Source organism: Zobellia sp. 1_MG-2023 (genome assembly GCF_030549125.1).
GTDB lineage: Bacteria > Bacteroidota > Bacteroidia > Flavobacteriales > Flavobacteriaceae > Zobellia > Zobellia russellii.
In genome coordinates this window covers 24,895-39,538 of record NZ_JAUOSY010000014.1, presented here as the reverse complement: position 1 = coordinate 39,538, position 14,644 = coordinate 24,895, and the positions used below count along the sequence as shown (strand labels likewise).

Genomic DNA, 14,644 nt, shown 5'->3' with positions numbered 1-14,644 from the left:
CAACAATTTCTTGTTGCCTTTAACATCACATAACTCAACTTTACAAACTACTGTTATCCAGTTTCTTTATAATTTCCTATTGAAGGTTTAGTTTTAAATCTACCTTCAAAAAATCATTTAATAATTGATTTATTACTCAACCTCTATAATCATCGCTGTTTTTCCTGAAACTTGCAGATGGTCTACGGCATTGTAAAGTTTTCCTGTTAAAATGTCCTTTCCGGAAAGCTTTCCTTTAAGTACTTCTTTATACTCTTGTATATCTACATTGATGGGGTCTTTATCTTTGTTCAATATCACCATAACCATTTCATCCTTTGTATACCTAAAGAAAACATAGGTGTTATTGACCGGGGCAAAATGAACGAGCTTACCGTTATGAATTGCCTTATTATCTTTTCGCCATTTAAAAAGTTGAGTGAGGTAATTCTTCGTTTCCACCTGTGACTCTGTAAGACCTTCTCCAGAAAAGGCATTTACCTTATCTTTTTTCCATCCGCCAGGATAATCCATACGGATAACTCCATGATCTTCTGTGCCTTTATTGCCCATTAATATTTCTGTTCCGTAATATATTTGTGGTATTCCACGAACAGTAGCTATATAGGTAAGGGCCAGCTTAACCAAATCTTCATCTTCAATCAATTGTGTATAAATACGGCTCATGTCATGATTATCAGGAAATACAACCAAGTTGTTAGGATCCGGGTACAAATAATCTTGACCTAATTCCTCGTAAACAGCATTCCATGAATTTGGGTCATTTAATGAAGTGGTAAGTGCGTGTTGTACCGGGAAGTCCATAACACTTTTTAATTCTGATGTATAGCCATTGGTATTCTCTTTTCCCTTTTGCCAGTACGAAACAATCGTTGGACGCAATACCCACTCTTCTCCTACTATATTAAAATCAGGGTACTCGGTCATTACTGCTGCTGTCCAGTCTCGCATAAAATACATATCAGGATAAGGGTATGTATCCATACGGATGCCAGAAATACCTGAATACTCTATCCACCAAAGAGTATTTTGAATCAAATATTTGGCCATAGATTCATTACGCTGGTTTAAGTCTGGCATTGTTGGAACAAACCAGCCATCAAAAAATTCCTTCGTATCTTTTTTTGTTGCATATGGGTCCAGTACCACCGTTTTTTTGTGGTTGGTTTGGGTATAAGTATCCCATTGATTTATCCAATCATCAGATGGTAAATCCTTCATCCACCAATGTTCTAGTCCACAATGGTTGGCAATCATATCCATAATTACCTTCATTCCCATTTCAGAAGCTTTATCACACATTGCCTTAAAGGATTCATTACTTCCGTAACGTGGGTCTACTTTATAAAAATCGGTGATTGCATAACCGTGATAGCTATAACTAGGCATGTTATTTTCTAAAATTGGGTTCGTCCAAATGGCGGTAAATCCCATATCCTTAATGTCTCCCAAATGATTTACAATTCCGGCTACATCACCTCCATGCCTTCCATCCTTATCATTTCGGTTAGGTTTTTCTACCATTCCTTTAACAGCATCGTTACTTGGGTCACCATTTACAAAACGGTCCGGTGTAATCAAATAGATGGCGTCCGAAGTATTGAAGCCTTCTATATTTCTACGGTTGTTTTCCCGCTCTTTTATTTCATAAGATTGTACAAAAATTGATGCTCCATTTTTCTGGAAGTTTAACTGCAAATTCCCTGGCTTCGCAGTATTCTCTATATGTAACTTCAAAAATAAATAGTTTGGATTGGCTCCCTTTTTAGTGCTCAGTAATTGCACATTTTCATAAGGTTTTAAGGTTACATCATGAGATGCAATATCATTACCATGAACCAACAATTCTATAGTATTATACTCCATCCCTACCCACCAGTTGGGCGGTTCTAATCTATCTATTGAATTTTGGGCTGTTAGTTGAGTAAAAGAAAATACCAAAGCCAACATTAAGGTTGTTGCAATTTTCATCTTATTTAGTTTTAGTTGAGAAGACTAAACTATAGAGAATTGGCTTCTATATCGACTTATATTATAACTTGGTCTATATATATTGTAAAATGATACTTATTCTAAGATTAAGGACTAGTCCGCTTTCAGATCATTAAAATATTCTCTAGGCGATTTGTCGGTTACTTTTTTAAATGACCGGTTAAAGGATGATTTGGAATTGAAACCTACGGCCAAAGCAATAGCCAAAAAGGTCTGGTTCTTGTATTTTTCGTCTTGGGCACGCTCAATAAAATCTTGAATTCTGTAATAGTTTACAAAATCCCTAAAATTTTTGGAATATCCCGCATTAATAGTTTTGGATAGGGTATGCACATTGGTATCCATTTTTTCGGCCAATTCCGGCAAACTTAATTCTGGATTTAAATAAACCTGTTCTTGAATCATTTTTAAATGCAATGCCTGCTTAAGTTCCTTCAACTCGCTTGTATTGATTTGCGAACGATTTTCTTCCGGTGTTGACTCTTCTACTTCTACAACGGCCATTCTAAAAATTTCCGGTTGCATTATAGCAAAATACCCCAATAAATAAACCACCACCGAAAAAACGGCCCATAATATATCTATCAATAAATTTGCTGTATAGTTTATGGGATAATTACTATAGGTACTATAGATATCAACTAGAACAATTACCGTCCATAATACTAAACACATCCCAAGCACCAACATTATCACATTCAAATATTTTATATTCTGATCTGTAGAATAATTGACTTCAATATTTTTAAAGTACTTTTTAATTTTCCCTTTAATTCTAAACCAATACCATATATTGAAAACTAACGCCAGCAGTACAATTACTTCATAAAATGCGTATGGTGGAGATTCTAGTGATTGAAATAAATTTTGCTCAATAAAGGTATGTGTGGGATTAAAAGAAAAAGTGATGTATAAAGCAATCTGTATTAAAAAGGGTATAAAATGGGGCCAATAGGCCAAAAAGGACTTTTTACTATGTTGCAATAACCTTTCAATATATATTAGAAAAATGGGGCCATATAAGAAAAAGACTAAATCAGTTAATAGTGATAGTCTTGGATAATCTGTATAGATTACACGATCATATATTACTACTCTAGAAATTAATGTAAACGATATGATAAAAATGAGAACACTTAATGCCTGATTGGCCCACTTGTTATTGTTCCTACCGGAATTAATAATGAATATTAGAAAAAAGCCTTGTAAAGCTGTAAGGATTAAAAGTAAGGTATAAGGGTTAAATATACCATAAGACTGGTCTTCCCAATATGTTATTCTGTTTTTTATGGGCTGGTTCAGACTAATTTCTTTACTACTCAATATACGATTGGGTATAGGCCTGCCATAGCTATTACCCTCAACTGTTAGCCAATTACCGCGAGTAAACTTATATTCCAACGGCGCTGTATAAACAGGAACCTCTATTTGATAGTTTCCGTTGGCAAGCTGTTTCATTTTGTAACGTTGATCTCCTGGTACCCAACCATTAAAATTACCACATATATATATTGAGGAATTTGGAGGAGTGTTTCGGGGTATTTCCGTTATAAGAATCGTTACTTCTTTAGGTTTGGTTAGTTCGTAAAAAGTGTCGGACCAACCCGCCACTTGTAAGACTAACGTTTCTTCTGTTGCATTGTTAAAAGAGTGTTTTCTTACCGTTAGCGGTGTTCCATCTTTTTTGACCTCTACAGTAGCCCAACTACCTCTAGTAATTTTATAGGATATCCAAGACCCATTAAAAAACTTATTTCTTAACTCATATGTTCCATCAGTTTTTCTTGTAAACTTGTAATTTACATCTGCAGGGTTCCAATTATTAAATGTTCCCGTTAAATACAGTATGTCTGATGGTTTGGTGTCTTTTGGCACATAATCTATCACAAAATTTGTTTGAGCGACCAAACTGCCTATGTTCAGATAAATTATGGCTATCCAAAAAAATTTGAAATAATTAGCCGTTAAAAAAATTTGTCCGAAAATTTTATTGAAAATCATTTAACCCAAAACTTTTAATAAATGTAAATGAACCGAGATTACCGTTCGCCATATAAGTAGGTCAAAGCCATTAAGAACCTACTTCTCAAATATAGTATTTGACTTGAAATAATATAGAAATAACGAATGACAATTGACAACCGTAAATTTAATTTTTAAGATGGGGTAAACTAAAAAAATAAAGGTCGCCAAATGACAACCTTTATGAACTAATAAACTAACTAAACTAACTTCCTAATTCATATTAATAGTATACGTATTGGTCATAATATCTAAGTTGATTGTATAACTGCCTGCAGTTGATATCATAATATTATCTCCATCTTGACGTAATGAATTATCAGTTCCGGTATTACCTAAGTTTACATCCCACGTATCGTTAAACCTAAATTTCATTTCACCCGGCAACAAATCAGTAGTTATTGTCCATACATTATTGGTCATATCGTAAACCATATCCGTATCGGGGTCGTCCCATCCGTTAGGGGTTGCAGAACCTATAATTGCCCAAGTACCAAGACTAAAAGTTTTATTGACAACGTCCAAATCTATCTGATAACTACCGGCGGTTACAGGAATATTCCCACCTCCATCTTCTAACGAACCTTCAGCGCCAGCATCTCCAAGATTTACGTCCCAACCATTGTTGGCCCTGAACTTTAATTCTCCATCAGTAAGGTTCGCAGTAATTGTCCAAACATTTCTATCAAAATCATAAGACATGTCAGAATCTGGGTCATCCCAACCATTTGGCGTGGCAGAACCAATTATTGCCCAAGTGTTTGCAGAAAATGTATTATTAACTAAGTCTACATTGATTTCATAATCTTGAGGACCTGATAAAACAATATTATTTCCAGGAGAAACAAGTACACCCGAAGTACCGTCACCCTCATCACCATATATTCCATTTTCCCAGTTAGCTGCATCCGTAAGTTTAAATTCGTTACTCGCATCTGTAAATCTCACATGCCCCCTATAGGTACCTGCTAGGTTTGGTAATTCTACCGCATTAAGCATTGGCGCAGAAACTGGATCCCAACCTTGATAGCCCCCAGGCACATATAAAGCTTCGGGAAAAGCTAATTGTTCATCTTGCGTAGCCGCCCAGATTGCATACCCATTTGCAGGTGCTTTTAATGTTACCGTTCCATTAGCATCTGATTGCTCAAAAATCAAGTATTCTTCTGTGTAATCTTTGATGTAGGCATTGGCCCAATGGGTTTGAACCTCTCTTGTTACCTCTGCCCCACTAAGATTAATGTAAAGTACCAAACCTGGCTTCTCTGCATCACCACCCCTAATCGCTACAAATTCCTCATTAGAAACATGGTTTACAGTCCAATCTCCCGCAGCTAGTTCTGAGCGAATCTTAATTAACTGATTGATTTTAGTTTTTTGTTCCTCTCCACTAGCCTCATAATGCGAGTAAAAAACACATGGATATCCGGGAGCACTCATGATGTAAGCATATGCATGCGTTTCAAACTCATCAGGAAACTCATTACTACCATCCCTGGCTTCTGTATCATGATTACCTACAAAAGTTACTGCCTTGTCCGGTACTGTAGAAATTAAACTTGGTTTAACCAACTCGTTTAAATTACCGTTCAAGAAAGCATTTCGCATATTAAAGAAGTTGGGAAAATCAAAAGCATTGGCGCCGGATGCTTCTATCCAAGGGCGTACAACGCCTTCTACATTTCCATCAAAATTCTCGCCTATACTATACCCACCTACGGTGGCTATCCAGTCCTTAACAACATCAGGAGAAAAGCCCTTTACAAAATCGAATCTCCAACCATCAATTTTCAACGTGTTCATATAGTAATTAGCAACGGACTCCTCCGAATTCCATAACCAATCTCGCACATACTCATTATTTAAATCCAAATCCGGGAAACCGCCAAAACGACCTTCGTCTTCCAAATTTTCTGCATTAGGCAAATAGTTTAACCAAGTTCTATTGAACAAACCTGATGCAGGCTCAAACAATGTATAAGTTTCAATTTGCCTAAACTCATTGTATTCCAACTGACCGCCCGAGTTATGGTTTAAAACAATATCCGCAATTACGGCAATGTCATTCTCGTGAGCAGTACCGATCATTTTTTCCAACTCTTCACGGTTACCAAAACGAGTCTCAACAGTACCATGTTGCTGAAAATCACCAAAGTCAAAGTAATCTGCGGGGTCGTACCCCATGGAAAAGCCACCACTCTGGCCTTTAGAAATAGGCGGTATCCAGATAGCATCAATACCATTTGCCGCCCAGCCATTCAACTTAGATTCAACATTGTCCCACCATATTCCTCCTTCGGTTACGTCCCAATAGAAGGCCTGCATCATAACACCATTACCTGGCACTAATGCTTCCGTTCTTCCGACTGCCGAACCAGAAGCTAAATCTTCGGCATCGTTGGCTTCTTTTACCTTTAGCTCTGAAAAATCATCATTGGTACAGGCTGCGATCAATACAGTTAGCGCAGCTAGACTTATTTTTATATAGTTTTTGATTTTCATAATTTTTAATTTATTCGATAGTATAGGTTGGGTTATCGGCATCTGCCAAGAAAAGTTTGATGGTGTAAGTACCTGCACTTACCGGAATATTAGCGCCATCTGATTCTAAGGTACCGTCATTACCATCATCGCCATAATTTAAATCCCACGCATCATTAGTTCTGAACTTAATTTCACCATCTAATACTGTCACGTTTTCTAGAATCCATACCCCTTCATTGGCATAATCCGGATTGAAACGCATATTGGGACCATCCCACCCATTTGGTGCGGCATCACCTACCAAGCCCCAAATATCCGTAGGCTCTATGGTATAAAGATTATTAGTAAAGTCTGCAGAAACCAGATAGTTACCAGCCTCTACAAGAATGTTATCGCCATTTTCTTCTAGGGTACCATCAGCCCCGGAATCCCCAAAGTTTACGGCCCAATCATTGTTCTGCCTAAACTTCATTTCACCATCGGTTAGAGTTAGTACCGCTCTCCATTGGTCAGTAGAAGAGTCATAGGTTAGTTGTGTATCCGGACCATCCCATCCAGTTGGCGTAGCATCACCCACTAATCCCCATGTAAACGGTTCAATGGCATAGCTAAAATCATTTAAGCTAAACATGACTTTATAAGTACCTGAGGTAACCTGAATATTATCACCATCTAGGTCTAGGGTACCGTCTGCCCCGGTATCTCCATAATTAACCGTCCAATCGTTGTCTCTTCTAATTTTTAGCTCGCCGTCCGTTAAGGTAACATATGCAACAAATTCATTTGCAATAGCCGTTGCATATACCGGCACATCTGGACCATCCCATCCTGTTGGCGTGGCCGAACCTATCAGTCCCCAAGGGGAACTTAGATCAAATGAGGTAGCATAACCTGTAATGGTCAATGCCCGCTCAGCCGAGGAAGCTACCACCTCCTTACCCAATAAAGCTTCTACCCAAATTTTAACTTCATTTTCCAAGCCTGCCAACGCACCGGCATCCGAAATGGCTTCATTCAGTTCTTCCGCAAAGAAATTTTTGCTGAGTACATTGCCAACATTTATGCGCGCGGGCATTGCTTCCGTGTCCGTATCTACACCTAGAACTACGTTATAGGTAGGTACCGCTCCTGAGAAACCAAAATCAGGTGCCGACCAATTGAGGCCCAGTACAGTTTCACCCGTCATATCTCTCGTTAGATTAAGAGCGTCCATAGAAGACAAAGTTAATTGGGTGCTAGCAGCATCACTTACTCTAATACTTTCGTCATCATCGCTACAACCTGTCACTAAAAGTGCCATTGCTACGATGGATGTGTATATAAATACCAAATTTCTGTTCATCGTTTTAGTTTTTAGTTAGTATAGCCTGGGTTTTGTTCCAATAGCGGGTTTGCCTGTAAGGCTTCCAATGGAAACGGAAATAGATTGTAATGGTCCGGAATTGATGTTCCATCTACCACATTACCTTTCCACGGCCAATTGTAAGTTCCTCCCGTAAAGCGGTCAAAACGTATTAAATCCTGTCTTCTATGCCCCTCATAATACAACTCTCGCGCACGCTCGTCTATCAAAAATTGCTCGGTAAGGTCTGCTTCGGTAATGTTACCGCTAGTATCCCCATATGCTCTTTCTCGCAGGGCATTGATATAATCAACCGCCTGAGCAGCAGAACCGCCGCCTCCCCTAAATTGGGCTTCGGCGTACATTAAATAGGCATCTGCCAAACGGAATAAAGGAATGTCCGTATCGGAAAAATTACTTTGACCCGAACTACCGTCCGAGTATTGATTTTGAAACTTGGTAGTTGGGTAACCACTTTCCCAAGTACGATAATCATCCATCTCATAACTGTGGCCTTCCGTCCAGAAGATAGCCCTGCTATCCCCAGTTGTTTCCAAATCACCGAACAAACCGTAAATAGCTGGAGTACAACGGTGCCCGAACCAACTTTCAGAATTTCCAAATTCTGCAATTGGCATGGTGGTATCGCCTAAACTACCATTAGTAAGATAGGTTGCCGTACCAAAGGATTGTACGGAATTTCTATCTCCAATAATTGGGAAAATAATTTCTGGAGATGTAAAGTTATCTCCTTGAAAGATGGATTGGTAATCGTCATCTAACGTAAACGACGACTCTAAAATTACCTTCTCACTATAGATTAAAGCATCTGAATACCTATCTGTGCCTGTGTATACTTGGGCGTTCAAATAGATTTTAGACAACAACATGTGTACCGCTGCTTTGTTTGCCCTACCATATTCATTGCTCGCAGGAATGGTTTCTTCTACTGTCAATAGTTCACTCTCCACAAACTCGAAAACTTCCGTTCGGGTACTCTTTGCTCTACTCACACCCGTTACACCGTCTGCTTCCGTGACCAATACAACACCTCCAAAAGTATCCATTAGGTAGTAGTAGAACAAGGCACGTAAAAAACGAGCTTCAGCCACATATACATCTGCATTTGGCTCATCGGTTCTCTGCACATCTATAATAAAGTTGTTTATCTGTGCAATGTTGAAATAACTTCTATTATATAGATAGCCAAAGAATTTGTTGGTAGGTACCCAGTTGGTTGCTGTAGTCAATGGGTCTAGCCCGCCATCTCCCCATCGGTTTTTGGCTATATCGGTAGTGAGTTCTTGCATATTCCAGATTGCCCTGAAGAATACGGTTTCCCCTGGGTCATCTCCAGCGATATCCGCTTGTTGGTTACTACTACCCGGTATACCAATACCGTGCAGGGCCAAGCCTCCATATAGTTTGCCCAGAATTCCTAATGTGGCATTAGGGTCCGAATCCAATAGGTTACCCAAACTCTGCTCTACTCTTGGTTCTGTATTTAAATCGTCTGTACAGCCCACTAAAACCGTAGCTGTAAATAGTCCGAATATTATCTTTTTAATCATCTGTAGTTAGTTTTTAGAAGTCAAGATTCAATCCTAATGTGTAGGTACGTGGACGTGCATAGGGCGAAGTCTCAATACCATCAAAATTCTCAGGGTCTAAACCATCATAATCCGTGATAACAAATACGTTGTTGGCCGAACCATAGAACCTTAGGCTCAATTTCTTATCTTCAAATGGTTTAAGGCTATAACCTATGGTTATGTTATCCAATCTTAAAAATGAAGCATCCGATAAGTAAAAGTCCGACAACGCTTGTGTATCCGAAGGGATTTCTGGAAACCCGTTGTATTGCACACCATCAAACAAATCCAAAGTGTTGTTGATAAAGCCAGAATCTGTTTGTGGAATAGCTGCCTGTGCAAATCCTCTATTCAATAGGTTGGCGTTATATACGTTACCCCCAAGTTGTCCTCTTAAATTTACTGTTAAATCTAAGTTCCTATATTGCACAAAGGTTCCAAAACCATATGTCCATTTGGGTTCAAAAGGAATAAATCTTCTATCGGCATCAGAGATAACTCCATCACCATTCTGATCTACAAAAGCATCCTCAATAACTTTTCCATCAGCATCATAAACCTGCTCATATAACCAAAACGTACGATTACGCTCACCAACTGCAGTTTGCCCAATGTTTATACCGGTACCACGACCAATACCACCGCCGCTTGAAAACTGGGTAATATTATCTAGATCAGTAATATAGGTTTCATTAAAAGCTGCATTCGCATTGAATTCCAACGAAAAATTATCTGTCTGGATTGGCCTGAACTGTAACGCAGCTTCAAAACCTTTACTCTCAGTTTCCCCCACGTTACTCACAAATCTGTTTCTTAAGGCACCTTCGGACTGTGGTACCTCTGCTAACAAGTCAGTTGTATTCCGGATATAACCATCCACACTACCACTCAAAACATTGGAGAAGAAATCAAAGTCAATACCAACGTTATAAGTGGAGGTTTTTTCCCAAGTTAAATCTGGGTTAAAGGCGTTAGCCCTATAGGTGGTAACCACCTCATTCCCGAAAATATAACTTACGGTTGGATCGCCATCATCGTACAAAGCGGTATACGGAAAGTAGCCCACCGGACCTGTAATGTCTTGTTGCCCTGTGAGTCCCCAACCAATCCTTAATTTCAATTGGTCTATCCAATTAGCTCCCTCTAAAAAATTCTCTTCATCTAATTTCCAAGCTAAAGCGGCGGCTGGAAAATAGCCCCATCTATCGTCTTCAGAAAATAAAGAAGAAGCATCTGCCCTCACAGAAGCCGTAAACAAGAAATTATTGTAAAAAGTTAAATTTGCCCTGGCAAAGAACGATTGCAAATTCAATTCTGTGTAATATTTAAACGGTTGTTGTGGCTCACGAAAACCATTTTCTGTAGTTGTCGGAAAAGTAGTTCCCTGATTCGTAAAGTTTTGGTAAGCGTAGCCCGCTTGCACATCCAATTTATTCAATGCCCCACTAAAATCCTTGGCATAGGATAAATACGCATCCAATAAGTGGTCTCTCTTTATTTGTTTTTCGCTGAAACTCTCGCTAAAGTTGTTGAAAATTGGTAGACCATTAAATACCGTATATGCCCCAACAGCACTTGGCAAGAAATATTCGTTTATGGTAGATTCCGAGTAATCAATACCCGTATTTACCACGGCCGTTAAATCTTCCAAACCGTGTATCTTATATCTAAACTCAGCGCTACCAATAAAGCGGTCCGCATCTTCATTACGCTCTCTTTGTTTTAACAAGGCCAATGGGTTTGCCGGACCAACAATACCTTGATCATCGGTCAACTGGTAATAACCACCAAAAATTCCTCCCTGTGGGTCATAAATGGGTAATGTAGGGTTGGAAGCCAACGCACTGCCTATGGCTCCCGAATCCGGTTGGTCTTTTTCAGTAGCAATACCCTTTGCGTTAATAGTAACTTTTAAATGTTCATTAAAAAACTCAGGAGCAATATTTAAAGAAGCCGTATACCTGTCCAATTGGGATTCTTTTAAAATACCTGCAATTTCAGAATGTCCAAAAGAAGCTCTTATTGGGATTTTGTTAAATAAATTCCCTCTGGCCGTTAGGTTGTTATTAATGGTGTAAGAGGTTCTGTAAATCTCTTCCTGCCAATTGGTATTATAAACAGTACCGTTTAACCCTAAAAATCCTGCACTATCCGGATAAGTTCCCTGAATAAAATCTACGAACCCTGCAGAATCAAAAATATCTATTTGATTGCTCAATGTCCCCACCTGTACATTAGAGGAGAAATTAAATTGAGGTGCTCCCTTAGTACCGGACTTTGTAGTGATTATAATAACCCCATTAGAAGCTCTAGACCCATAAATAGCGGTAGAAGAAGCATCTTTTAATACTGAGAAAGATTCAATATCATTAGGGTTTATCAATGTTAAAGGATTTGCTTGCCCTGCGGGATTCTGATTCGATAACGGTACTCCATCAATCACTATCAATGGACTGTTATTAGCATTCAAGGAAGAACCACCGCGAATTCTTATGTTAATTTCCGCATCTGGATCGCCACCATTATTTACCACACGTACACCAGCAGATTTACCGGTAATCATTTGGTCTGCAGTAGTAATGGCACCCTTGTTCAAGTCATCGGCAGTTAATAATTGTACTGCACCGGTGGCATCTTTTTTGGTGGTGGTACCATAACCAATAATTACGACTTCATCAAGTTGTGATATATCGCTCTCCATGGCCACATTTACCACTTCAGAAGTAACGATTACCTCCTTATTCTTTAGACCTATGTACGAAAACACCAATACATCGCCTTCATTGGCCTGTATGGAAAAGTTTCCGTCAAAATCTGTGGTAACACCATTAGTAGTTCCCTTTAAAACAATTGAAGCGCCAGGCAAGGGTAATCCCAAATCATCTATGACCGTTCCGGTCACGTTTAGCTGCGCCAATGCAAAAAATGGTGCACAAAGTAGCACCAAGAAAAACATTGTAATTTTCTTTCGCATAAGTGAGTTAAGTTTAAGTTAGTTGTCAAGAGTTGAGAACTCTTTAATTTGCCTTATAAAACTACTTTTAGATAGTCTCTATTTCGCTTCATTTTATAAAATGACCTAAATTGAGATTTGAAACCTTGTAATCAAAAAGATTTTCTGGACAGTCGAACAAACCTTAAACAACTTATATTCAGTACATTGTAGCAAGGTTAAAGAATTTTTGATGAAACAAACCCATGTCTTAAAAGGGTATGACAAAAACTGAAAACAGCACTAAAAGAGAAAAACGAATTGCGGATTTACTTAATCCATTATCAATAAATTTTATAATCGATAATAATACCCCATGTAAATAATGAATATTAAAAGGTGATTTCCCTATCCGGTATCTCGCCTCTTGTAATTAGAATTTAAAAAAGCCTTTGTTATAAGAAATGTTCAGGCTGTAATATCTGACCTCAAGAAGTTTTGCATTGAGTTTAAATTAGTCTCAACTTTTTTTGAGAAATACCTATGCTTTCAATAATTCAAAAAAATGTTCTAAGCACAATTTTAAAGAAGGGGATATAAATAAACCGTACGAAATTGATGTATCAATGGTAATGGATTTTAATCAACTTCATAAAATTATTAGCTCTTAAACGGAAAGGCAAAAAAATTAGCCGCTCAATTGAGAGCGGCTAAATTCATTTGTTGCTATCTAGTACAATCTGCACCCCACACCTCTCCATCTTTGGTATAGGCTATAGTAAGATTGCCTTCATCTATTTGTATTCCTCCATCACTACTGATCAGGATATTCTCGTTCTTGTCAATTTTTATGCCTTTTAGACTTGGAATCCCATCTGAAAAATCAAAATTATATGAATCTCCAACTTTTACTAACGTTACACGCCCATCGTCCGTAGAAATGCTTGTGTTTCCAGAAGTCTCGGAATAACTGATTGAACCTTTATAAGTTCCCACAAAGAAATCATCATCGGCAGGGTCATTGTCTTTGCTACAAGAAACAATAAGGGCCGTAACGAAGAATAAAACAGCTATTTTTTTTATGTGCTTTTTCATAATTACATTTTTTAAAATTCATTGACGACCGAAATTAAACGTGATATTAATTATTCCAAACTCTGTTAAGGAATATTTGTGAGAGAAAAAGGTTTAGGGTTAAAAATCTAATCTTATAAGACTAAAACTAGAGAACTCTAAAAATTCAAAAACAAAATGGATTAAAATTATTGATTCTGAATTTAGGTGAATGCCACATTAGATTACCTTGATGTCATACAGTTAATCATACCATGATTACGGTCAACTACTCTGCTAGGTAGGAGTTACTTTTGGTGTGAACCAAAATTTAATATATCATGTCTTTAATCACAATTATCTTAAATATAATATTACCACCATTGTCCGTATTTCTCAAACATGGTCTAGGCTTTACTTTTTTGATAAGCCTCTTGCTTACTATGTTGGCTTGGTTACCAGGTGTAATCCATGCCTTTATCGTAAATAATGATTAATGGCGCGCAGCCTACGAACCTAATTTAATAACTACCGAACAACGGCTTGGTACATATTAATAGGTTGGATCTATTACAACTAATAGAATTAATCTTTTAAGGTCATTAAAATTAGTTATTGCAATAATAGATGTTATCTAAAAAATGAAACTTTACCATTATTAACCCAAATAAAATAAGATTATCATGGAAACAAAATATGAAAAGTTAGTTGATCAATTAGAAGAGATACTAGAGAAAAATAGAGATGCCGAAAAAGGCTATAAGAAAGCTGCAGAGAATGCAGATAGCCCAAATCTAAAGGCTTATTTTGACAACAAATCACGCGAGCGTGCTCAATTCAACAATGCTTTAAGAACGGAAATGATAGCCAGTTATGATTCTATTGACGACAATAGTAGTTTTACAGGTAGTATCCATAGAGCTTGGATGGATATCAAAGCCCTCTTTTCGGCAGATAACGATGAGTCTATGTTGGAAGAAGCTATTAGAGGAGACAAAGCGGCCATAGAAGAATATGATGAAGTTCTGGATGATGCAACGCTACCCGCATCAATAGCTGCCCTTATACGTGATCAGAAATTAAAGATTAGAACAGATTTGAATAAGATTAAGTCTCTTGAAGATTTAGCTTAAGTTTACTACGTAGTAAATGATTGGGAGCTACTATACAGTAGCTCCTTTTTTTTGTTTATATAGATGTTAAATAGTGTTAAACCTTGTTCGTGAC

At 37.9% G+C, this 14,644-nt stretch carries 9 protein-coding genes; 2 read left to right on the top strand and 7 right to left on the bottom strand.

All coding sequences use genetic code 11. The features are described from left to right. Positions 1-132 precede the first annotated feature (132 nt). From Q4597_RS19175 to Q4597_RS19145, 7 genes are all read right to left on the bottom strand, one after another. A complete protein-coding gene (locus Q4597_RS19175) occupies positions 133-1,971 on the bottom strand; it encodes a glycoside hydrolase family 13 protein (protein WP_303407730.1) in 1,839 nt (612 codons plus the stop codon). 114 nt (positions 1,972-2,085) lie between these two features. Further along, on the bottom strand, positions 2,086-3,879 hold the full coding sequence (locus tag Q4597_RS19170) for a helix-turn-helix domain-containing protein (RefSeq protein ID WP_303407729.1): 1,794 nt from the start codon (positions 3,877-3,879) through the stop codon (positions 2,086-2,088). Positions 3,880-4,227: 348 nt separating this feature from the next. Continuing rightward, entirely contained in the window at positions 4,228-6,516 is a 2,289-nt protein-coding gene (locus tag Q4597_RS19165) for an alpha-amylase domain-containing protein (RefSeq protein ID WP_303407728.1), read from the bottom strand. A 10-nt stretch (positions 6,517-6,526) separates the two neighbouring features. Further along, the gene (locus Q4597_RS19160; RefSeq protein ID WP_303407727.1) at positions 6,527-7,840 is read right to left on the bottom strand and encodes a SusE domain-containing protein; all 1,314 of its coding nucleotides are present in this window, start codon (positions 7,838-7,840) and stop codon (positions 6,527-6,529) included. Positions 7,841-7,851: 11 nt separating this feature from the next. Next, a complete protein-coding gene (locus Q4597_RS19155) occupies positions 7,852-9,411 on the bottom strand; it encodes a RagB/SusD family nutrient uptake outer membrane protein (protein ID WP_303407726.1) in 1,560 nt (519 codons plus the stop codon). A 13-nt stretch (positions 9,412-9,424) separates the two neighbouring features. Continuing rightward, positions 9,425-12,406, bottom strand: a complete 2,982-nt coding sequence (locus Q4597_RS19150; protein WP_303407725.1) for a TonB-dependent receptor — start codon at positions 12,404-12,406, stop codon at positions 9,425-9,427. Between the two features lie 684 nt (positions 12,407-13,090). Then, on the bottom strand, positions 13,091-13,459 hold the full coding sequence (locus tag Q4597_RS19145; RefSeq protein WP_215442038.1) for a hypothetical protein: 369 nt from the start codon (positions 13,457-13,459) through the stop codon (positions 13,091-13,093). A gap of 299 nt (positions 13,460-13,758) precedes the next feature. Between Q4597_RS19145 and Q4597_RS19140 the strand changes: the two genes are divergently transcribed. Together Q4597_RS19140 and Q4597_RS19135 are read left to right on the top strand one after the other, a co-directional pair. After that, positions 13,759-13,914 (top strand): YqaE/Pmp3 family membrane protein, encoded by a 156-nt coding sequence (locus Q4597_RS19140; RefSeq protein ID WP_303407724.1) that lies wholly within the window; start codon positions 13,759-13,761, stop codon positions 13,912-13,914. A gap of 186 nt (positions 13,915-14,100) precedes the next feature. Further along, entirely contained in the window at positions 14,101-14,550 is a 450-nt protein-coding gene (locus tag Q4597_RS19135) for a PA2169 family four-helix-bundle protein (protein WP_215912158.1), read from the top strand. The last annotated feature ends 94 nt before the right edge of the window (positions 14,551-14,644 follow it).